Below are 21,037 nucleotides of genomic sequence, written 5' to 3'. Positions count from 1 at the left end.
CTAGTCGTCGAGCAACTTCTCAGCCATGGCGAGGCCGTGCGGGCGATGGTGCACCGCGAGGACTCGCGCGCCGACGCGCTGCGCGCACTCGGAGCTGAGGTGATCGTCGGAGACCTGACCAACCCGGTGGATGTCAGCGCGGCGATCTTTGGCATCGACCGGATGTTTTTCAACATGAGCGTCTCGGCTTCCTATTTGGAAGCCACCGCCGTAGTCTGCGCGGCCGCCGACGACGGCGACGGCCTGGAAGCGCTGGTCAACATGTCGCAAATGACGGTCTCGCAGATGACCGCGACTAGCACGGAGGAATCCCGCCAACAACGCCTGCACCGGCTGGCCGAGCACGTCATCAACTGGTCGGGCTTGCCGGCCGTACATGTCAGACCGACCGTCTTCCTCGACAACCCGCTGTTCACCGTGCTCGCGGCCCGCTCAATCCGCGAGAAGGGGCAATTGGCGTTGCCGTTCGGAAGCGGCCGCACCTCCCCTGTCGCTGCCACGGATGTGGCCGCCGTCGTTGCCACCGTGCTCCGGGCGCCGCAGGACCACATCGGTGCGGTTTACGAATTGACCGGGCCGGCAGCGCTGGACATCGATGGGTTGGCCGAACAATACGCGAAAGCCCTTGGCCGGCCGATCACCGCGGTTCAGCTGCCCTACGACGAATGGCTTGGGCATCTCAGCGAGGCAGGACTCGAGCCGCACACCCAACAGCACATCGCCACCATGGCCAAATTGCATCGCGACGATCGCTACAACCGCTTAACCCATGATGTCGAAGACCTCACCGGTCGTCCTGCGCAATCGGTGCAGGAGTACATCTCGCAGCGACGTGAACTGTTCACGTAACCCGGATTACGTTGGCGTTGAATTCGACTCGGCGACGAGCACAGGGCGTGCTTCGCCGTCTTCGCCAACGACTCCACATCGCCAGCCGACAACTCCGTCTCCAGATGAATCGTCGCCCGCGCCCACCGCGACAACACCAGATGCGTCTCCACATCGGCACACCCCTGCAATTGCCGGAGCAGTTCGATACCGAGCACCGCGCCGGTAGCCCCCGTCATACCCAACACAATCCGCTTCATCCAGCCCACTCCTGCGACCCGGTCCAGTTACCGGCGGTGCAAACGCTTTACGTACGAACGCCGTTGCTTTCGATCGTGGAGCAAACCGGCACGGTTGTCGCTGTCCTCACCGACAATCCGGGGCCTCGGCAGATGTTGGGCGAAACAACCTTCGCTAACCCAGTTGCGCGAACTCGGTCTGCAAGTTATCGAGGCGTCGAAGTGTCTGGTCGCGGGGCTCGGTCGGCAGGTCCACCAATAGGTGTTCCAACCCCAACGGGAGGTAGGCCTCGACCTCTTTTGCCGTCGGTTCGCCACCGTGGAAGTTGATCACCGGTACCTCGTGGTCGACGACACCGCGTAGTTCCTCCAGTTGGCCCGACAGAACTTCCGCTGACGGCGTCATCGCAAGCCAACCGGCGTGCAGCCGAGCGATACGTGGAAAACTCGCGGGTCCCCCGCCCAGATACAATGGCGGATACGGCTTCGTCACCGGCTTCGGCCAACTGTAGATCGGATCGAAATTCACGAACTCACCGTGAAATTCCGCCTTCTCCTGCGTCCAGATCTCGATCATCGCGCGCAGCCGTTCTTCAACCACGCGTCCGCGCACCTTGGGATCAACGCCATGGTTGGCGATTTCTTCACGCAGCCAGCCCACACCCACACCGAAGCGAAATCGGCCCTCCGACACCAGATCCAGCGATACAACGTCTTTAGCGGTCAGGATCGGATCGCGCTGCGGCATCAACGCTATCCCGGTGCCGACAACCAGGTTCTCGGTGGCGACCGCCGCCGCCGTCAACGCCACAAACGGATCCAGGGTCCGGTAATACTTGCGAGGAATCGGGCCCCCGCCCGGATACGGGGTCTTCGCATCGACCGGGATGTGCGAATGCTCGGCGAGGAACAGCGACGAAAACCCACGCTGCTCCAGCGCCTCACCCAGCTCAACCGGACCAATGCCCTCGTCGGTCACGAAGGTCAACACACCGATACGCACGCTCGCTCCCATCGCAATCGCCTACAAGTTGCCGCGGCGACATCCGCGGACGACTAGCTCAACCGCCATCTCCAGATTCTTGTTCCGGCGTCCGACGCGCCGCACCCCAAAGCCCGGTCACAATGCCGACGGCAGCGCCACCCAACCCGATCAGCTGCTGTGAGCGCTTCATCTCGTGATGGACGCTCATCCCGCCGAGCAAATCGGACGCATCCGCGCCGGCGGACGCCAGGAACCAGCCGCGGGTGTTTCTGCCACGCAGCGCCGCCGCCGCGAGCAGCCCACCGATCAACGCATCGCGGTAGCCCATCGATCGCAACAACAGTTGCGCTGTCGGCGTCGGCACATCGGGATCGCCCCAGAACCGATTCGCACGGAGGGGGTCGACGAGAAACGAGATGCCCGAGGCAAGTCGGATGCTGCCCGCAAGGAGCCCAAAACGGTCGATAGCCATGGCCCGCAGCCTAGGAGCTCATACGCTCCAGCCACGCCAAAGTCGCGGATGTCACCAATTTTGATGTCGAGTCTTCTCGCCGTCGTTAGTCTCGAACCCCGGACGCCACTCAAACGACGCCGCACGGCTAGCAGGCTTGCAGAAAGATTGGGGAGCGCACGGTATGCCGGATCCCGCATCCGATACGGCCTCGGCGGTCGCACGACCGAGATTCGAACCCGACGAACGGTGGGTGCCCGCTGACGAGCGATGGTTTGGCTTGGATCGACGCACCATTCGCCCGACGCTGGCGGTGTTCGCGCTGGCCATCGTGATGTCGGTGGTGTTGCCCATCATCAACGCGGGAGTGCCCTATCACGACATTGTCAGAGCCGGCGATGTTCTCGAGGTCGAAGGCGGCGTGACGTTCGTGCCGGAGGCCGGCTGGGGTATCACCTCTGGTCTCCGAGCCGGCCACGGGCCCTTGTCCGGCGAGTATCCGTCGACCGCGACCGTCGAGCACGGGGCCTTGAAGTTCACCGTCCGCACCGGACAATTCCACGGGGACGCCGACCAACTGCTCGATCAGATCGAGACGACCTCCGAAGCTCTCAATCGCGGTCGCGGCGTCCACGTGACCGGTGCGCCCACCACGATCGTCAACGACCAGGGCAAGCAGGGCGCGACAGTGCGGGTCACCGGACCACACACCGCCGGGATCATCGCCGCGTTCGTATTCGAGACCCGCGGAGTCGAAGCCGTGGCCACCGGACCGTCGGATACCGGCTCGGAGCCAACGGCAACGGTTTGGCGGATGATCCGCAGCATCAGCCAAACCGAGGAGGGGAAGCGGTGACAACGACGCCAGTGCCGACGCTTGCCGACCTTGATCGCGCACGTGACATCGCGCTTGACCTCTCCGGCTGGGGCCGGCGATTCAGCTTTTACCAGCCTCGTAATTTTGCTTTCTGGGGGTATCTGCTGCTGGTCGGGACCGGATTCCTCGCCTTCATCTCCACGCTCGCCCGCGAGTACGACGCATACGGCGAGGCGATCGGCCTCGCGGTGACGTCGTTCGCCATCTACGCCGCCCTGTTCTGGTGGTTCGCGGCGCACATCGACCACTACGCCAAGCTCCCCGCCAAGCTGATGGTCGTCGCGTTTCTGTGGGGCGGCTTCGCCGCGACAGGGGCGATGGCAGCCAATGCCAACGACGCGATCCTCGCGTTGTACGGGAAGACCTTCGGTCAGGTGTGGGCGCTGAACTGGGGGGCCGGCTTGGCGGCCCCGTTCACCGAAGAATGGGCGAAAGGTTCGGGCCTGCTGCTACTCATCGCAATGGCGCCACGGCAAATACGAACAGCGTTCGACGGGTTCATCATGGGCGCGTTCATCGGCCTGGGATTTCAGATCATCGAGGACATCACCTACGCAATGACCTCGGCCGGAACGCAGTTCGGCGCGAATCAGGTTGGGGCGTCGGTGGGCACCATCATTCTTCGAATGGTCAGCGGGGTCGCCGCGCACATCCTCTACAGCGCAATCTTCTGCGCCGGCCTGGTCTACCTTCTTGGCCGGCCCGCGGAACCACGCAAGGTCGGGCGAGGTCTGCTTCTGATCGCGATACCGATGCTGCTGCACGGGACATGGGATTCGTTGGGCGCGATCGCCGGCCCGAGCGCATTGAAACTGATCGGATTGCTCATCGCGACGATCGTCATAGCGCTCATCATCGTTGTGCAAGTTTACAAGTCGACCGTCAAATCAGAACAGGACTTCGTCCGCGACGTTATGGCCCCTGAGCAGGCCCGCAACGTCATTACCGCAGCCGAACTCGACGCGATGGCCGGTAACCGTAAGGCCCGCAAGGCTTATCGCAAAGCCAGTCACAATCGTCAGGAACGGAAACGTGCCCGCTACGTCCTCAATGCCGCGTATGCCCTCGCCGACGAGCTGGCTGCCGCGCGCGGCGCCGACACTGATCGGGTGCGTTTCGCCCGCTCCGAGGTCGCCAGAATCCGCGCGGGCGTCCCGTCGATGTGGTGAGCCGGCGCCTACATCAGACGCCGCTGCACTTCGAAGACCAAACATAATTCGGCCACATCCCGTGGACGGGAGAGCGAGAACTTCGGCTGTCGCGGTCATACATGCCTCGCTTTCCTGCCAGACCCGAAACGGCAGCGTGACGTCGGTGATCTTCATGGATTTGACTCCGTGACTCGACGCGGCTCAGCTGGGAAGCGGCGCCCGAGCACTGACGACCTCTTCGACGCCCGCCTCCTTGAGCGTCGCGATGTCTTTGAATCCGCAAACCCGGAACCCGGCGCTTCTGACAGCTATCCCAGATGCGCGGCCTGAACTTTGGTCGGCACCACGATCACGGTGGGACCGTCGGCCTTCAGCGCGGCATTGAATTCGTGGGCGAGCTTTTCACAGCTGTCCACATTGACCGCGCGACACCCGAAACCCGTTGCGAGGGAGGCGATGTCAAGGCCCGGCAAGTCCAGTGCCGGCACGCCGGGTGTCTTTTCCAATACCGCGAACGACTTCAGGATCGAGTATTCGCCGTTGCGCATCGCGACGAACACGATCGGCAGCCGGTGTTGGGCGGCGGTGTAGAGGGCCTGCACCGAGTATTGGAACGACCCGTCGCCGATGGTGGCAAGCACGTGGCGCTTGACGCCGCGGGCGCGGTCCCCCAGGGCGACGCCCACCGCCGCGGGCAACCCCCAGCCGATACCGCCGCTGGCAGTGGCGAAAAACGAAGCCGGGCGGGTGCTGGGCAGGAAACGCAGTTGTTGGGCCATCGTCGACGTCGATTCGGTGACCAACGGCGAATCGGCGGGCGTGACGGTTCGCAACGTCTCCCACACCGCATCCGGCTCCAGCGGTGCCGACCCGGTCACGTCGACCGCCGAGGTGGGCACCTGCCTGGCCGGGACCGCCCGGTCGCTGTGATCATCGACCATGCCCACCAGCTGCTCCAAGGCCAGCAGCGTGTCCCCCAGCACGCTGTCGCCGACCGGCGCCGCGCCGGCCAGACCCGGATCGGCGGTGATCTGCAACAGTTCGGTGCCCTCGGGCAGGTACTCACCAGCCACGTAGGGGTAGTACCGGAACACCTGCGCCCCGATCACCACAACCAGGTCATGGCCGCGCAGCACCTCGGTGACACCGGCGATGGTCATCGCCAGCTGTCCCTGGAATAGCCGGTGATCCTCGGGGAACGACGCCCGGTCGGGCAACGGGCCGCTGTACACCGGCGCCCCGACCTTCTCCGCGAACGCCACACCGGCATCCCAGGCCCCGGCGCGATCGACCTCCGGCCCGAACACCAGCAGTGGCCGCTGCGCAGCGTTGATGCGCTGGGCGAATCCGCGCAACCGTTCGGCATCGGGGCTGACCCGGTGGCTCACCGTACGTACCACCGCCGGACCCAGCGCGGGCTTCTCCCAGTCATCAAGCGGGATCGACACAAACACCGGGCCGGCCGGTGGCTGTAGCGCTATCGCGTGCGCTCGCATAATCGCCGCCGGCACGTCCTCGGCGCGCTTGGGCTCATACGCCCACTTCACCCATGGCTGCGGAAATACCGTTTCGTCCTTGTTGGTCAGATATGGCTCGCACAACACCATTTCGCGGGTCTGCTGACCGGCCGTGACGATCAGCGGGGTGTTGCCCTTGGCCGCCGCCACCAGGTTGCCCATCGCGTTTCCCATGCCCGCGGCGGTGTGCACATTGACCAAGGCGGGCTTGCCGGTGGACTGGGCGAATCCGTCGGCCATGGCCACCACCGACGCCTCCTGCAATCCCAGGACATACGTGAAGTCGTCGGGGAAGTTCGTCAAGAACGTCTCCTCGGTAGAGCCCGGGTTGCCGAATACCGTCGTCAGCCCCAGCTCACGCAGCAGGTCGTAGGTCACCTCGTGAATCGTCTTCGCATTTCCCATCGGTCTGCCTTTCTCCCGAGCCGTTCCACCAAGCCGGCCGCGCGTTGTCATTGACGAGCGTCGCCGGAAGGACGGCGGCCGTCGATGTCGAGCGCTACAGCGTTGAGCAGGCGCCGCTGTGTCGGCGAACAACGCACGGCATTGTTCACTGCAACACCGGCGCGCCGTGATTCTTGTAGCCGGCTCCATCGACGTCGGCTGGATGTCACCGTCAAATTAAGCTGTATGCACGCCATTGAAGTCGCCGAGCACGGGGGGCCAGAAGTCCTGAACTACGTCGACCGGCCGCAGCCCTCCCCCGGCCCGGGCGAGGTGTTGATCAAAGCCGAGGCGATCGCCGTGAATTTCGTCGACACCTACTTCCGGTCAGGGCTCTACCCGCACGACTTACCGTTCATTCTCGGCGCCGAGGTCGCCGGGACCGTCGCCGCGGTCGGCGACGGGGTGACCTCTTTTCATGTTGACGACCGGGTTGCCAGCGCCGACGCCGTCGGCGCTTATGCTGAATACTGCGTCGCGCCAGCCGATGTCGTGGCCCTGGTTCCCGACGGTGTCGGCTTTGATGTTGCCGCAGCGGCGCTCTTGAAGGGGATGACCGCACACCTCCTGATCAAATCCGTGTATGCGGTGCAGGCCGACGACACGGTGCTGTTGCACGCCGGGGCCGGCGGGGTGGGGCTGATCCTGACCCAGTGGGCGACCAGCTTGGGCGCCCGGGTGATCACCACCGCCTCGACCACGGAGAAGGCGCAGCTGTCGTGCGAAGCCGGGGCGGTCGAGGTGCTGGACTACCCCGTGGAGCCTCAGCAGTTCGGAGCCAACGTCCGAGAGCTTACCGACGGCGCCGGTGTGACCGCGGTGTATGACGGCGTGGGCAAGTCAACGTTCGACGCCAGCCTTGCCAGCCTTGCGGTCCGGGGCACTCTCGCGCTGTTCGGTGCCTCCAGCGGACCGGTGCCCCCGGTCGACCCGCAGCGGCTCAACGCCGCTGGATCGGTGTACCTCGTTCGGCCATCGCGGCCCCATTTCATGCGCACCCACGACGAGTTTGCCTGGCGGACAGGACAATTATTCGAATTGATCGGCGACGGAGCCATCAAGGTTACGGTCAGCGCGCATTACCCGCTCAAGGACGTGGCGCGGGCGCACCGCGATCTTCAAGGCCGCAAGACCGTCGGCTCGGTGGTGCTCACTCCCTAGCAGCCAAGCCCGTTCACCGTATTCCGATGGCCGGATCTCGCATACTGGACGTTCCACCGCTCTCGCCGAGAGGACTCCAGATGACCCAGCACCCGATCGGGATTATCGGCTTCTCGCACATCTGCATCGCAGTCTCTGATGCGGAAGTATCGCTGCGGTTCTATCGCGACCTGCTAGGCCTTGAAGTCTTTTTCGATGTTGAATTAGACGGTCCGCCAATGGAAGTGGTGACGGGTGAAACTGGAGCCCGCGGCCGGATGATCGGAGGGATGCTCGGTGGTACCGTCGTGGAGCTTCTCGAGTTCGCCCACCGCCAGCTGGATCCACAGCCTGAAACCGTCCTCGGCTATACCAACATCTCGTTGAGCGTCCGCGACGTCGATGCCGCGCTTGCTGTGGTCACCGCCGCCGGCTACGAGCCTGAACAGCGACCGGTGGAGATCGGCGGCGTGCGGATGTTCTTCGTACGCGATCCCGACGGGACCCCGGTCGAATTCGTGTCCTATCCCGGAGGCGAAAGGACTTCGGCCCAGATGTGGGGCTACGCAGAATGATTCGAACCAGCGGTTGTCGACGCTCACATGGCGAATCGCATGACGATGATGAGCGCTGCGCCGAGGATGGCGAAAGTAAGCGCGGTCATCGCGGCCTTCACGCCTGCGCCGGGCTGGTTTTGCCCCGAGCCCGATGATGTTTTGGACGACATCGCGTTCATCGAATGTTCTTGGGCGGCTTCACTGGCGGCCTTCGCGCGAACGGTCATCATGCCGTGCTTCATATGATTGGCGACAAGCCACCAGTTGATCGGGTAAGCAGACACGAACCCGACGATCAGCGCCATCGACATGACGAACCAAAACTGCGGACGCGTCGGGTCGTCGCTTCCATCCACGCGTCGCATGGCGGAGCGTGACGTGAGGATCATGCCCGTCATAAGGAGGTTCATCGACAACAGCTCGGGCAGGAAGGTCATCCGCAGAGACTTCAGATATGACCCGCCCGCCGCGTCCCGCATGGCGAACGCCTGAAAGAACGCCCACCCGAACCCGAAGCCCAGCACGTACTCGAGCAGAAAACGCGACGTATTTCTCGTGCTCGCCGCGAAGCGGTTCGCGACAGCCGAGCACGTAGAAGAACGCCGCGAGCGGTCCGGTGAATGCGGTCAGAATTACGAAGGCCCACTTGAGGACCGGCGACTCAGGGGTGGTCCGCCAGATATCGAGGACGACGAACAGAAACGACGGAACCGTGAGGATCCACCACAGGAGCATGACCCCGTCAAGCATGCGAAACAGACTATCGCTGCACGCTTACTCCTGGGCTTACTCTCCGCTGCGATCGGTTGTGGCCGAGCACTGCGGAAGCCGTTGCAGCATATCGGGATCCTTGCCGTCGACCTGCAGTCGACGTCGTCCATCCGCTGCGCTGCTTACACCGATACGCAGCTCGTCGGCTCCAGCGCCGTCCGGCTCGACGAAGAGCTGCAATTCTCCGGAGTCGACGAACAACCTGGCGTCATCATTGGATAGCCTCCAGGGATGGCCATCGGTGGGCCACCGGCCACCCACCAGCCGTAGGTCTTTGGCGTCGGACTCCTCCTCGGCATCTTCGGCCGTGACGCAACCAACCCACAGTTTCGCCGGCAGCGGCCGGAAATACACCGCGAGGCGCTGGCGGTTGAGATCCGCGTCCACCGGTATTCCGATCGAAGGCAGCGATGTGCCATCGGGACGGTCGTTCAGCGACTTCTTGACTTGGCGAGATCCAATTCCGCTGCCAAACCAGTCGATTGTCAGCACGGTGGTGATGTATTGCGCGATCGCCAGAGTGAGCAGACCGCCTGCGCCGGCAACCCCTACGCCGGCCGCCCCGGCGGCCGCGGTCACCGGCAGCGCAAGCAAACCGACCACAGCCGCGGCGCCGGCAGCCGCGGCGACCTTACCGGCAGCGGTCAGGCTGAACTCCGGATTCACTTCCGGCTCCGCGGGATTCTGCGCCGGTCGCACGCCCACGGTCCGTGGAAGCTCATCGAACCGCTCGCTGACTCGTTTGACTTCCGCCTCGTAATCTTGATCGCTGAGCTCGCCGGCGCGCTTCTTTTCGGCGGCCGCGCTCATCGCCTGCTCCAGACTTTCAACGGTCGCCAGGTCGGCTGCCCGGTTCTCCCTCTCGCTTGTGTCGCGCGGGATGTCGTCAAGGCCCATCTCGTAGGTCACCTTGAAGGTCGCCTTGAAATCGTAGAGTTTGGTTTCGGCGCTTACCGTGCCGTCGATGACCAACCGGCCGTCCTCCGTTCGCGGCACAATGTCGGCGTCGAGGGCGTCGAGACTTCGCTCTTGACCGCCGATGGTGATGGTCTTCGGTCCCTCCAGCAGGCATGGGGTATCGGCGTCGAAGTCGCTTTCGTCTAGATTGAAGCTGTTCATCACGGTGTCACGGACCTGACGCAGGATGCTCCACCCCGTGACGGCCAATCCGGTTTTCTCACGCGGGTTTTCGGCGAGGATCGATGCAGGCAGCTCCTCGCCTGACGGCAGTTCCCTCAGCGTCTGCAGCTGGACGACCATCGATTCATGGGTGACCTTGCCGATCTCGAAGCGCTGTACGACGGCGTCGAGTTCCTTGGTCGTGCTGTCGTCGTGCGATTCGGGGTCGACGTCCAGCGGCGACGGCAGTAGATCCACGATGCCGTTCTCCCCCATCTCGGCCAGCTTGGGCCGGACCGCATCGGCAATCTGGGCGGCCAGCGAGTCGAGCACTTGGGTCCTGGCATCGTCGTCGGAGAGGCCGGGATGCTGCAGCTTTTCCAGATTCACCATCAGTTCGCCTGCGATGCAATGAGTTATCCAGTACGCCTCGGCGTAATCGAGTTCCCAGCTGATCCGCGGGTCTTGTCCCGTGAATGCGGTGTGGCCGTCGGATCGGCGCTCGATGTGTGGGCCGAACAGTCGCGGGGCGTACTCATCGGGCAGCGCGGTGGCCAGCAGAACAGGACCGTCCTGGGCGGTGAAGTTCAATGCGATCGTCTGCTTGCCCGGTTCTACTTGATGCGGCTCGAGTTGGTCGTGCATGGTCAACCGCCCGAACAGCGGGATTTCGGTGTACGGGATCTCGCGCGACTCCCCGTCGCGGGGACCGCCCGCAATGGTGATCGTCGCCGGCGGCAACTCCACCAGCGGGATGCAAGTCACCGAATCGATCACGATCTTCGAGTCGAAGATCACCAAGTCGATCGCGAAATGGCGGAGCGGATCGCGAGTTTCGCCATCGGCTTCCTCCAGCCAGAGCCGCTGGTGCGCATCGAGGATGAACCACACGCGATCCAACGTGAGATCGAGAGTCGCCGTCGCCGAGTAGCCGGTGCCGTCGACCGACTCTGTGTACTTGTCGCCGCTGAACACCTCGAGGGTCTGGTCCTGGACGCGTTCACGATGGATTTCGATCATCGTGTCGGGACGCTGCATGTCAAAACTCCAGTACGTAGGCGTTGCGCACGTGGTGCGGTGAGACTTGCGAATGCTGTACCCACAAAGGCCTGGTTCGAGTCACTCGGCGGCCCGGGACACCTCGCCCCTCACCTTTTAGCGGTCAATCGACAGTCCTGAAATCACGTTATTTGTCGTCGACATGGCCAATACTTTCTTAGGCGTGTCTCAGGGAAGGAAGCGGCGTGACGACAAATCGGTCTGCCCGTACCCGGGCCGCTCAAGCGGTCGGCTTTGCCACGACGGCGTTAGCCGGCGCTCTGTCGATGATGATCACCGCGCCGCAGGCCACTGCTGATAGCTCGTACCAGCCAGCGCTTGATCAACTGCTCGACGCAATGCAGCAGGCGGTGGCGTATGACTCGGCACTGCCGTTCGCAACACCGGACAGCGACGCCATGCTGCTAACGGGTCTGCAGAACACGAACTATGAATTGCTCTCGGCCGGGCTCTCAAGGGTCACCGAACTTTTCGACGGCGTCTTTTTCCAGTCGCCGGAGGTGGTGGCCGGGGATGCCGCTGATTCCCGTCAGTACTTTCAGTTCTTCACGCCCGACATCTATTACCACGCGACGGCAGGCCTAGCGCCCGGCGCGACCTACGAGCTCACTGGCACCGTAGGCAACGGCACGGAAGCTTTGGCCATCGCGACCGAAGCAATCACCGGTTCGACGGCGGAAAGCGAGAGCAGTCTGGAACTGGACCACGGCCTGGTCGTCAATCCCGACGGCACCTTCACCGTTGACATCGGCCCCACCGACCCAAGCGGCGCAGTCAATTTCATCAACGACACCGACGCGACCACGAACGGTGATGCCTCCCTGCTGATTCGAGACGTGCTGGGCGACTGGGCGCAGGGGCCGGGCAGTATCAGCATCCATTGCGTGTCCGACTGCCCGGCGTTTTTCTCCATACCGAGCACGGGAATATTTCCCAGCGCGGACGCCTCCGACACCGTGACAGCGACGTCCACTACCCAGATCACCTCGGTCGACTCGTTGTTGACCACGTTGTTCACCGCGTTCGGCAACATCGTTGGACCGTTCAACCAAGAAAACATGGGCCTGGCCGAGGTTGCCGGAATCGAGCTTCCGACCAATACCATGAGCAACCTGGCCCCTGAAACGAGTGTGTTCGCGACGGGCCTGCCGAGTGCGGAGGTCTCCGGGGGGAATTTCGACCTGGATCCCGGCGAGGCGCTGATCGTGAAGGTGCCCGACGTGACGTCCGCCTACAGCGGGATCGAGTTGATGAACGTCTTCGGCGCGGCGCTGCCGTACACCTTGGCGCAGACCACTTTGAACAACACCACGGCGTTTCAAGATCCTGACGGCTACACCTATTACGTGGTCAGCGCGACCAACCCGGGCGTGGCGAACTGGTTGGACAGCAACGGCGTCACCAGCGGTGAGATATTCGCCCGATTTGAAAACCTCCCCGATGGCACGGACCCGACAGGCCTACCCGTGACCACTGAGGTGGTGCCGGTGGCCGATGTGGCCAACTATCTGCCCGCCGACACACCCACGGTCAGCCCCGCGGAATACGCCGCCGATATGTCAGAGCGCGTGTTGTCCTACGACTACGCCTTGGACGTGTCGCGGGAAAATGCCCAACCCGACTGGGTGATACAGGAATTGATTCTCCATGGGCTGCAGGGCGTGATGGGCACCGATAACTTCGACGCGGTGTTCGGCAGCGACCCGGAAACTCCGCTGGGACTGAGGTTCACCCCGGCGTTGGCCCCCGACTGGGCCACCGTCGATCACGACATCGTCACCAATCCGGTCGGCAGCCTGGAGGCGATTTTCAATAATCTACCTCTGGCGTTCAGCGACATCAGCTTGCCCACCGAATTGGCGCTTGGCGACACCGTTTTGTCGCTGTTGCTGCCCCAGCAGCTCGGGTCCCTCCTCGACGACTCGGTGTTCGACCCGAACACCGGCATCATCGCTGGGCTCCTCAACGCCCGCGACGACCTGGCGACCGCCGTCCTGACAGCCAACGACGACTTCCCGTCCCAACTCGGAAGTCTGGCAACGGCGGAATGGGAGAACATGCCGGAGTTGGTCCAGGCGACCGGGACCACGCTGCTGGCCGACCTCAGCGCGCTGCTCAATCCTGCCGATTTCGTCGCCGGCTGAAAGATCGGAGAGGTCCGCCCTATCCGGCTGGGCCGGCACTGCCGGCCGGTCGACGGTGCCCACGCAGATAGATTTGCGGGTGCGTTTGCCGAGATTGGCGGCGGTCCGCGCCACAGTTGGGCGCTGAGAATCACCCGCGAGGCGTCGGCGGCCCGGGCCCCTCGGGCCGCGCTTCACCCGAAGATCCCGGTAGAGTCGTTGTCAGGCCACAGCTCGTCACACGATCGGGGAGCCGCAATTCCATCTCATCGGCACCCTTGACCATCTCTACTAACGCGGCCACCGCCTCGTCATCGTCTTCAGGCAGGAACCGTTGGCGCACATCGGCGACCGAGCCACGGACCGTGTTAACCGCCGCCAACGTTGCCGAGTTCGACTCGACGTACAACAGCGCGGTCTGCGTGTAGCGAGCTGTTCGGCCGAACGCCCGAGCCAGGTCGGTGGTGGACGACGCAAGCAATGGCGCTTTCGCAGATACCAGCGCCGCGCCCCGGGCCAGCGCCCGCTGCGGCTCCTCCGGGGCGCTCAGCGGCAGCGAGGTAGCCTCCTCCAACGCCGGCTTGATCAGCGGGATGTCAACACCGGAGCCGACAACATAGACGCCCTCCGGCCGCAATTCCATCTCATCGGCACTCTTGACCATCTCGACCAACGCGGCCACCGCCTGGTCATCCGCGTCGGGCAGGCGCCGTTGGCGCATATCGGCGACCGCTCCATCGGCCGTGTTGACCACAGCCAACGTCACGGAGTTCGGCTCGACGTACAGCAGCGCAGTCTGCGCGTAGTGGGCTGAACTGCCGAAGGCCCGAGCCAGTGCGGTCGCAGCCGAAAGTGCCGAGACCAGCGTGACGTTCTCGATCTTGCCGACCGCCAGTCTCTGGCGCAGCGTGGCTGCATCCGCGGGGTCAGCCCAGGTCACGCCGGCGGATGCCACCCGGTAGCCATCCGCACCGGAATCCTCGCGGCTGCTCAGAATCGCCGCGACGACTTGGTCCGGCGCGGTAAGGATTGGCGCGTCGCCGTTCGTTGTGGTGTCGAGGTCGTCCTGTTCGACGACGCCGCCGTCCGCATTCTCGCCCCCCACCAGCACCGTGCAGACCGTCGTTGGTGCCATCGAGACACCAAGTACAACGTGCACCACTCCTCCAAAATAGGCATAAACGCATGTGCCACGTCGCCGACGCCAGGTTATCGGGCTCGGTACACGCTGTTCCTACTGGGAAGACGAAAAAGTCGCCCCGCGAGCGAAAACTCCGTCCGTATCGTGAGGCCATGGAAGCGCCTGGGCGCGACGGGCCCGATGAACGAACACATCCCGTCAACCGTCGTCAGCTGCTTCGGCTGGCCGGCGGCGTCGGCCTGGCGTCCACGATTGGACTGACTGCCCCGGCCCCCGCGGCGCCGGGCATGACTTCTGCTCAGTTGTTCTGCCGAGATGCGTGGGGCGCCCGAGCGGCCCGCCCGGGCGGAAAGCCCCACACCATCACCCGGATGACCCTCCACCACGAGGCCGTGGTCCTCGGCGACAACCGCAACGCGCCAGGCCGCCTGCGCCAGGACCAGCGATATCACCAGGACCAGCATGGATGGGTCGACATTGCCTATCACGTCGGCGTCGACCGCAATGGCAACATCTACGAACTGCGCAGCACCAAAATTGCCGGCGACACCGCGACGGACTACGACACCACAGGCCACTTCCTCGTCCTCTGCGAAGGAGACTTCGATCACGAGGCTGTGTCGGAGGCCCAGCTTCACGGAGCCGCTGTCGCATTCGCATCGGCTGCGCAGAACTTTGGCATCGCGACTAGCACCTTGGCGGGCCACCGGGACCTGGCCGCGACATCTTGCCCGGGCGCGAATCTCTATGCGCACCTCGCCTCCGGTGACCTCAAACGCCGGATTGACGACCTGCTGGCCGCCGGCGGGGTGAACCTCCAGCTGTTTTGCGGACCCGACGCCGCCGCCAGAGTCGCTGCGATCGAGGCGGGCAATTGAACAACGCTTCTGTTGAGAACGCCTTGCCGATCCCAGCCGAGGTCACGGAATTGACAGCGGAGTGGTTCAGCCAGATATTGGATACCGACGTCACCGCGGTTGACGTCATCGAGGCCCACACGGGCACCACTGGCCGCGCACTCGTCCGGCTCACTGCCAGGGGCGCGGTGCCCGACACGTTGTTCGTCAAACTGCAGCCATTTAGTCAAGATCAGCGCGAGTTGATTCGACAAGTCGGACTGGGCGTGGCCGAGGCGCGGGTGTACGCCAACTTCGATAGCGAAGTGCCCGTACGGATTCCGCGTGTATGGCACAGTGCCTATAACTCAACAGACGCCACCTTCGTCATGGTGCTGGAGGATTTGGGGGCCTCGGGTTGCCGGTTTCCCAGCACCGACGATGACGACATCATGCAGGTGGCAAGTTCCACGGTTGAGGAGCTTGCGACGCTGCACGCCGCCTACCGCGAACGAGACCTGTCGTGGTTGACAACGCCAGAAGGCATGCGCCGCAAGCCAAACGACTCGAAGCTGGTAGCTCGCCGCACGATGTTCATCAAGCTCGCGGTCGAGCAGTTCGGCTCCGATATGCCGCCTGCATTCACCCGCCTCGCCGAGCTGTACATGGATCGCTTCTTTGACATAGTTGGTCTTTTCGGGCAGGGGGACCACACGCTGATCCACGGCGACAGCCACATCGGCAACCTGTTCGTCGACAACGGGCGAACCGGCTTCTACGACTGGGCCGTAGCCAGCCGCGGACCCGGGATGCGCGACGTTGCTTACTTCATGTGCAACTCGGTCCCCACCCCAATGCGGCGCGCGCATGAGGACGACGTGTTGAACCGCTACCGGCACATCCTGGGGTCGCACGGCGCAACTTTGGATGACGCCACTGCTCGCGACCAGTACCGCCTGTTCTCGGTGTATTCGTGGATAGCTGCCACCTCGACCGCGGCCATGGGATCTAAGTGGCAGCCGATCGAAATCGCGCGACCGGCCATGGTCCGTGCCACCGAAGCCATCGACGATCTCGACGCCATCGGCTTACTGGAAGAACGTCTCTAGGCAACACGCCTTCTGAGCTGGCGGTTCAACGCCTCAGCGCGCAGAGTTTGTTTCTTTTTCGTTAGGGATGTTTAGCCCAACCGTTATCTGGGAAATTACAAGCATGTGATTAACCTGACCGTACCCATCGGCCAGTCCAGCACAAGCCGAAAAGGACAGTCACATGAACACCGTTCTCTACTTCAGCCCTCATGACGTCGTCTATGAAACGCGCGCTTACAGCAACGCGGATATCGCCGAACTCATCGACGACTATGGGCTCCAAAGCCTGACCAGTACCGATCGCCAGTTCGATTTCTGGTTCACTCCTTCGACACGGCGGTGCCGTCGCAAAGTCAACCGCAGCGCCACTGAAATGCTTCTGGCGACAACCCGGTTCACCGCCAAGACAGTGCCGCTGCTCCGCGGCGGAGTTGTGATCGCCACGCACGACTCGGCCGGCAAGCTCGATGGGCTCAGCTGGCAGCAGCTGGACCTTCTGATTCAGAACAGTTGCACCGTGACGCGACGCGACGAGCGGGTGCTTAGCCGTCGGATCACACGCGACGCGAGGCGTTTACAACGCAACCCCGTCGCCGCAGATAGCGCGCCCGGGATCCTCCGCCTGGGAAGACTCTCCGCTGTCGACGCGACCTAGAACAGCGCCAAGGCCCGCGGCCAATTACCCGAGGACGCCGACCCCCGACTTGCCTTTGAATTGCTGATCGGCCCACTTATCGCGCGAAGCATGGCCAGCACTGGGGGAGTCAAAACTCTAAACTCCGAAACCGTTGTTCGTGCAGTGCTTTACGGTATCTCCACCCCTAAACCTTCTGAACGAAAACGGAAGTTTGCCACCAGATGAACGACGTTTCGAAACAAACGTTGGCCAAGGTCCCGGCGGTCACCTTGGGCTTCTGGATCATCAAGATCCTGGCCACAACGCTGGGCGAGACAGGCGGTGACACCGTCACAATGACCTTGAATTGGGGCTACGCGGCCGGAGTCGCACTGTTCGGAGTCGCGCTGGTGGTGCTGATCGCCGCGCAAATCCTCGCCAAACGTTTCCACGCGATTCTGTACTGGGCAACGATCGTGGCCTCGACAACCTTCGGCACGACGTTGGCCGATTTCGCCGACCGATCGCTGGGAATCGGCTACACGGGCGGATCGCTTCTGCTCCTGGGTTGTCTGCTGGCCACCCTCGGACTATGGCGCTGGTCCGAGGGAACAGTATCTGTAAACACCGTTTCCACACCGAAAGTCGAGGCGTTCTACTGGGCGACCATCACGTTTTCGCAGACGTTGGGCACTGCCCTCGGCGACTGGCTTGCCGACACACGTGGATTTGGTTACGAGCGTGGCGCGCTGGTGTTCACCGCTGCGCTCGGCGTGGTCGTCGCCCTTTACTACTGGACCACGGTGTCGCGCGTCACCCTGTTTTGGGTCGCTTTCATCCTGACGCGGCCCCTGGGTGCAACCGTGGGCGACTTCGTCGATAAGCCCATTGCCGACGGCGGCCTGGCCCTGAGCCGCCCGCTCGCCTCGGCGGTCATCGCGGCCGTAATTGTCGTGTTGATCATCGTCCTGCCGCAACGCCCAGGACGTCATCCCGGTCGGGTGGAGAATCCGACGGCGGCCTGAGCGCGTGCACCGGGATGAGCCCAATGGGCTCCGAATAAGAAGCCGGGCCGATAATGTCTTGTTGTCGTCGTTGACCAGCTGATGGAGGCGCCGTGAGCTATCGGACAATTGTCGTCGGGACGGACGGTTCGGCGTCGTCGTTCCGTGCGGTAGACCGCGCAGCCGCGCTCGCAGCGCAAACCAATGCGAAGCTGGTCATCGCGAGCGCGCATCTCGACACTTCGGAAAAGGGAGGTTGGTCAAGAGCACCCGCTCCCGATCGCCTGATGGACGGCCGCGCCGCCGACAGCCTTAAGGACGAGAGCTACCTGATGCATGGCAGCGCCCCCGTCTATGCGATCCTGCAGGACGCGCGCGAGCGAGCGCACGCCGCCGGCGCCCGGGACATCGAAGAGCAGGCGATTGTCGGCGCGCCAGTCAATGCGCTGCTGCATCTGGCCGAGGAGGTCAACGCAGACTTGCTCGTCGTCGGCAACTTGGGTTTGGGCACGGTCGCCGGCCGTCTACTGGGCTCAGTGCCGGACACCGTTGCCCGGCGAGCGAAAGTAGACATCCTCATCGTCCACACCGTCGGATAGCGGCGAGCGGCAGGAGTTGTCGCGTCACCACGTCAGTGGCAGATGTGTCAGATACCGGTCGACTTCGGCGGCGAGCACGCTGTAGCCGTCCGCGGTCCTGAACTCCGGAATCCGTCGCAGAAACTCGGTGATGATTGCGATCAGCTCGGCTCGTGCGAGGTGCACGCCGAGGCAACGCCGAGTGCCACCGGCGAAGGTGTACGAGGGCTGCGGTCGGACCCGGTTGTCGGCGATCGTTATGTCGATGCCCCCATCGAGGTTGAGTGCTTGCAATGGCAGCACAAACCGCGCACCCGCCGGCAGCGTGACCTCGCCGAAGGTCACCTCGGTGAGGCTGGCCCGCAGGCAGGTAGTGATGGGCGGATTGAGCCGCGCTGCCTCGTCGACAAATGCGCCGATCTGATCGGGGTGGCTGCGCAGTAGGGACTGCAATGGCAAGTTGCTGGCCAACTCCACCAGCGAGAATCCAATGGCCACGGCGCCGGTGTCGACGGCGGAAGTAAAGAGCAGCGCGACAAACGACTTGATTTCGTTGTCATCGAATTCATCCCGCAGGGCCGCGACGACGCCGGTGGAATCCGCCTGTGGAATGGTGTGCGCCACGTAGTCAACAACGCGCTGATGATTGTTCCTCGGGTCGTCGCGGTGCACCCGATAGCGATCGACCAGCCCGATCACGGTGTCGAGTTCGGTCGATGGAAACCCCAGCACGGTCAGCAACGTCTGGCACGCCAGCGGGTGGGCGATATCGGTGATGGCGTCGCACTCGCCTTTGTCGGCGACGGCATCCACCAGCGCAGCCGCGTGGTCTTGCACGGCCGCCGTAACCGGGCTAACGCCCGCGGCGTGAACAGGGGATTAAGACTGCTCCGATATCGCGCGTGCTCCGCCGGTCGGACACGGTGCTCGGGACCCACGGGTACGTGTGGGGGTCCTCGTGCGGGCAGACCAGCGTGGGGTCACGCAGCGCCGCAAGAACGTCGTCGTGGTAGGTCAGGTAGTAGTCGCCGTGCAGGTACACCACCCGCCCTGCTGTACGAAGCGCATGCCAGAAAGCCCGCTCGGAGGCATGTGCGGCCCGGCGGTCGATGTCGGGATTCAGTGCACTGGCCCTTCCATGACGTCAACATATCGCCAATGGCAAGGACGGTTTGGGGCCGTTCACAGCGTCCCGAGCTGGTATTGGTCACGCGCGCAACTGGCCAAACCGACCACATCCATGAAGAGGCGGAGCAAACTCTCGATGCATCGGCCCCGCAGCCGTTGCTACCCGCGGGAGAACGCTATGGGCAGAGTCGTCGGTCCGCTCAGCCCCATCATCGGTTTCCACGGTGCGGGTCCGGTACGGGAGGGGTCGGGCATCCGGCGAGTCAGGATCTTCAGGGCCTCAGCAAGCTCCAACCGCGCCAGGTTGGCTCCGAGGCAATAGTGGATGCCGCCGCCGAAGGTCAAGACGGCCGGCGGCGCGTCGCGGCTGATATCGAATCGGTCGGGGTCGTCGTACACCGTCGTATCACGATTGGCCGCAAAGGTATTGACGAGCACCATTGTTCCCGCTGGGAAGACGACCCCGGCGAAATCGGTATCCTCGGTCACTACTCGAAGCGTGCCGCAGGCGATCGGCGAGTGGCGGATGGTCTCCTCCACCGCACTCGGCGCCAGCTCGGGGTGCTCGGCCAGTAGCGCCCATTGATCAGGATGCTCACAGAGAACGTCGACGGACGCGGCCAGCTGATTGCGCGTGGTGTCCGTTCCCGCCAGCAGCAGACCGGCTGCCAGCATGCGCAGTTCGTCGGCGTCGAGCCGCTGGCCGTCGTCCTCGGCCCGAATGAGATCGGAAAGTAGGTCTTCGGTCAGGGCGTGCCGCCGCTGGGCAACCATGTCGTCGACGTAGTCGTCGAGTTCGCCCCACGCTTTCATGACGAGCGCCTGGTCGATGCCGCCGGGGTTGAGGGTGAAGGCGGTGAAGATGTCGTCGGCCCAGAGCGAGAACTGTTGCCAGTCCTCGCGAGGGGCCCCGAGCAGCGCGCAGATGATCGGGACAGGATACGGCCGTGCGATGTCGGCGACGATGTCGCAACGGCCTTCGGCGGCAACATCATCGACCAGTCCGTTGATCACCTCGTCGATTGTGTCGTGCAGGCGTGCGCTCGCCCGGGGCGTGAACGCCTTGGACACGAGGCTGCGCAATCGGCGGTGCGGCTCACCCTCCAGGCATAACAAACTGTTGACGAGTTTGTCCCACAGTGATCCCGACGTGATGCCCTGAGCCATCAGGTTAATTCCGGGCGGGATCCGAAAGCGCGGATCCCGCAGGACTGTCCGCACCAGCTCGTGCGAAAGTATCTCGGGCCCGAACGGTCCTATGGCGATCTGAGCCTGTTGTTGGGCCGCGTGAATCCGTGGGTAGACCTCTGCGGGCGTCTCCTCGAACGCGTACGACAGCATTGGGAGGCCGGCCTCGAACACATTGGGGCAGAGTGTGTTAA

The 21,037-nt window shown here is 63.6% G+C and carries 19 protein-coding genes and 1 pseudogene; 11 read left to right on the top strand and 9 right to left on the bottom strand.

Annotated elements, in window-relative coordinates:
• On the top strand, positions 1 to 849 hold an 849-nt coding region (locus VKI00_RS04145; RefSeq protein WP_324435625.1), incomplete at its 5' end, for an NAD(P)H-binding protein.
• Here VKI00_RS04145 and VKI00_RS04140 read toward each other — a convergent pair.
• The 3 genes from VKI00_RS04140 to VKI00_RS04130 all read right to left on the bottom strand — a co-directional run bounded on the left by VKI00_RS04140 (position 753) and on the right by VKI00_RS04130 (position 2,524).
• The gene (locus VKI00_RS04140) at positions 753 to 1,088 is read right to left on the bottom strand and encodes a flavoprotein (protein ID WP_324435623.1); all 336 of its coding nucleotides are present in this window, start codon (positions 1,086 to 1,088) and stop codon (positions 753 to 755) included. The two genes, VKI00_RS04145 and VKI00_RS04140, sit on opposite strands and share 97 nt — an antisense overlap.
• A gap of 154 nt (positions 1,089 to 1,242) precedes the next feature.
• Positions 1,243 to 2,070, bottom strand: a complete 828-nt coding sequence (locus tag VKI00_RS04135) for an LLM class F420-dependent oxidoreductase (protein WP_324435632.1) — start codon at positions 2,068 to 2,070, stop codon at positions 1,243 to 1,245.
• 58 nt (positions 2,071 to 2,128) lie between these two features.
• Complete coding sequence (locus VKI00_RS04130) at positions 2,129 to 2,524, bottom strand: DUF4267 domain-containing protein (RefSeq protein WP_324435621.1); 396 nt, start codon at positions 2,522 to 2,524, stop codon at positions 2,129 to 2,131.
• 163 nt (positions 2,525 to 2,687) lie between these two features.
• On the opposite strand from VKI00_RS04130, the gene VKI00_RS04125 reads away from it, so the two are divergent.
• Positions 2,688 to 3,359: a DsbA family protein gene (locus tag VKI00_RS04125; RefSeq protein ID WP_324435619.1), complete on the top strand. Its 672-nt coding sequence runs from the start codon at positions 2,688 to 2,690 to the stop codon at positions 3,357 to 3,359.
• A complete protein-coding gene (locus VKI00_RS04120; protein WP_324435617.1) occupies positions 3,356 to 4,549 on the top strand; it encodes a PrsW family intramembrane metalloprotease in 1,194 nt (397 codons plus the stop codon). Before VKI00_RS04125 ends, VKI00_RS04120 begins: the two co-directional genes overlap by 4 nt.
• A 290-nt stretch (positions 4,550 to 4,839) precedes the next feature.
• Here VKI00_RS04120 and mdlC read toward each other — a convergent pair whose 3' ends face one another.
• On the bottom strand, positions 4,840 to 6,453 hold the full coding sequence (gene mdlC, locus VKI00_RS04115) for a benzoylformate decarboxylase (RefSeq protein WP_324435615.1): 1,614 nt from the start codon (positions 6,451 to 6,453) through the stop codon (positions 4,840 to 4,842).
• 225 nt (positions 6,454 to 6,678) lie between these two features.
• Between mdlC and VKI00_RS04110 the strand changes: the two genes are divergently transcribed.
• Entirely contained in the window at positions 6,679 to 7,653 is a 975-nt protein-coding gene (locus tag VKI00_RS04110) for a quinone oxidoreductase (protein ID WP_324435614.1), read from the top strand.
• Positions 7,654 to 7,733: 80 nt separating this feature from the next.
• A complete protein-coding gene (locus VKI00_RS04105) occupies positions 7,734 to 8,207 on the top strand; it encodes a VOC family protein (RefSeq protein ID WP_324435613.1) in 474 nt (157 codons plus the stop codon).
• 23 nt (positions 8,208 to 8,230) lie between these two features.
• On the opposite strand, the pseudogene VKI00_RS04100 reads toward VKI00_RS04105, so the two are convergent.
• Together VKI00_RS04100 and VKI00_RS04095 are read right to left on the bottom strand one after the other, a co-directional pair.
• Positions 8,231 to 8,737 (bottom strand): annotated as a pseudogene (locus VKI00_RS04100) (DUF4396 domain-containing protein); the annotation flags it as partial.
• Positions 8,738 to 8,975: 238 nt separating this feature from the next.
• The gene (locus tag VKI00_RS04095; RefSeq protein ID WP_324435611.1) at positions 8,976 to 11,117 is read right to left on the bottom strand and encodes a hypothetical protein; all 2,142 of its coding nucleotides are present in this window, start codon (positions 11,115 to 11,117) and stop codon (positions 8,976 to 8,978) included.
• 206 nt (positions 11,118 to 11,323) lie between these two features.
• Here VKI00_RS04095 and VKI00_RS04090 point away from each other — a divergent pair, with 206 nt between their 5' ends.
• Positions 11,324 to 13,282, top strand: a complete 1,959-nt coding sequence (locus tag VKI00_RS04090; RefSeq protein WP_324435610.1) for a hypothetical protein — start codon at positions 11,324 to 11,326, stop codon at positions 13,280 to 13,282.
• A 130-nt stretch (positions 13,283 to 13,412) separates the two neighbouring features.
• Here the strand turns inward: VKI00_RS04090 and VKI00_RS04085 are convergent, their stop codons facing one another.
• On the bottom strand, positions 13,413 to 14,420 hold the full coding sequence (locus VKI00_RS04085) for a DUF7159 family protein (protein ID WP_422656524.1): 1,008 nt from the start codon (positions 14,418 to 14,420) through the stop codon (positions 13,413 to 13,415).
• Positions 14,421 to 14,554: 134 nt separating this feature from the next.
• On the opposite strand from VKI00_RS04085, the gene VKI00_RS04080 reads away from it, so the two are divergent.
• The 5 genes from VKI00_RS04080 to VKI00_RS04060 all read left to right on the top strand — a co-directional run bounded on the left by VKI00_RS04080 (position 14,555) and on the right by VKI00_RS04060 (position 18,548).
• Entirely contained in the window at positions 14,555 to 15,280 is a 726-nt protein-coding gene (locus VKI00_RS04080; protein WP_324435606.1) for an N-acetylmuramoyl-L-alanine amidase, read from the top strand.
• A 167-nt stretch (positions 15,281 to 15,447) separates the two neighbouring features.
• Positions 15,448 to 16,347, top strand: a complete 900-nt coding sequence (locus VKI00_RS04075) for a phosphotransferase (protein ID WP_324435628.1) — start codon at positions 15,448 to 15,450, stop codon at positions 16,345 to 16,347.
• 163 nt (positions 16,348 to 16,510) lie between these two features.
• The gene (locus tag VKI00_RS04070) at positions 16,511 to 16,984 is read left to right on the top strand and encodes a hypothetical protein (RefSeq protein WP_324435604.1); all 474 of its coding nucleotides are present in this window, start codon (positions 16,511 to 16,513) and stop codon (positions 16,982 to 16,984) included.
• A gap of 203 nt (positions 16,985 to 17,187) precedes the next feature.
• Positions 17,188 to 17,970: a hypothetical protein gene (locus tag VKI00_RS04065; protein ID WP_324435602.1), complete on the top strand. Its 783-nt coding sequence runs from the start codon at positions 17,188 to 17,190 to the stop codon at positions 17,968 to 17,970.
• Positions 17,971 to 18,062: 92 nt separating this feature from the next.
• Entirely contained in the window at positions 18,063 to 18,548 is a 486-nt protein-coding gene (locus VKI00_RS04060) for a universal stress protein (RefSeq protein WP_324435600.1), read from the top strand.
• Between the two features lie 24 nt (positions 18,549 to 18,572).
• On the opposite strand, the gene VKI00_RS04055 is transcribed toward VKI00_RS04060, so the two are convergent.
• Together VKI00_RS04055 and VKI00_RS04050 are read right to left on the bottom strand one after the other, a co-directional pair.
• The gene (locus VKI00_RS04055) at positions 18,573 to 19,364 is read right to left on the bottom strand and encodes a cytochrome P450 (RefSeq protein WP_324435598.1); all 792 of its coding nucleotides are present in this window, start codon (positions 19,362 to 19,364) and stop codon (positions 18,573 to 18,575) included.
• Between the two features lie 450 nt (positions 19,365 to 19,814).
• Complete coding sequence (locus tag VKI00_RS04050; protein ID WP_324435626.1) at positions 19,815 to 21,017, bottom strand: cytochrome P450; 1,203 nt, start codon at positions 21,015 to 21,017, stop codon at positions 19,815 to 19,817.
• Between the last annotated feature and the right edge of the window lie 20 nt (positions 21,018 to 21,037).

The sequence above is a fragment of the Mycobacterium sp. genome, from assembly GCF_035314665.1.
Classification (GTDB): domain Bacteria; phylum Actinomycetota; class Actinomycetes; order Mycobacteriales; family Mycobacteriaceae; genus Mycobacterium.
The sequence above is the reverse complement of the archived record's forward strand: the minus strand, read 5'-3'. Positions and strand labels throughout refer to the sequence as shown.

What these genes read in the sequence shown, in the direction of transcription:
- VKI00_RS04080 (WP_324435606.1), top strand. Translation starts at nt 14,555, where the DNA reads ATGGAAGCGCCTGGGCGCGACGGGCCCGATGAACGAACACATCCCGTC.
- VKI00_RS04095 (WP_324435611.1), bottom strand. Translation starts at nt 11,117, where the DNA reads ATGCAGCGTCCCGACACGATGATCGAAATCCATCGTGAACGCGTCCAG.
- VKI00_RS04105 (WP_324435613.1), top strand. Translation starts at nt 7,734, where the DNA reads ATGACCCAGCACCCGATCGGGATTATCGGCTTCTCGCACATCTGCATC.
- VKI00_RS04125 (WP_324435619.1), top strand. Translation starts at nt 2,688, where the DNA reads ATGCCGGATCCCGCATCCGATACGGCCTCGGCGGTCGCACGACCGAGA.
- VKI00_RS04070 (WP_324435604.1), top strand. Translation starts at nt 16,511, where the DNA reads ATGAACACCGTTCTCTACTTCAGCCCTCATGACGTCGTCTATGAAACG.
- VKI00_RS04130 (WP_324435621.1), bottom strand. Translation starts at nt 2,524, where the DNA reads ATGGCTATCGACCGTTTTGGGCTCCTTGCGGGCAGCATCCGACTTGCC.
- VKI00_RS04110 (WP_324435614.1), top strand. Translation starts at nt 6,679, where the DNA reads ATGCACGCCATTGAAGTCGCCGAGCACGGGGGGCCAGAAGTCCTGAAC.
- mdlC (WP_324435615.1), bottom strand. Translation starts at nt 6,453, where the DNA reads ATGGGAAATGCGAAGACGATTCACGAGGTGACCTACGACCTGCTGCGT.
- VKI00_RS04065 (WP_324435602.1), top strand. Translation starts at nt 17,188, where the DNA reads ATGAACGACGTTTCGAAACAAACGTTGGCCAAGGTCCCGGCGGTCACC.
- VKI00_RS04140 (WP_324435623.1), bottom strand. Translation starts at nt 1,088, where the DNA reads ATGAAGCGGATTGTGTTGGGTATGACGGGGGCTACCGGCGCGGTGCTC.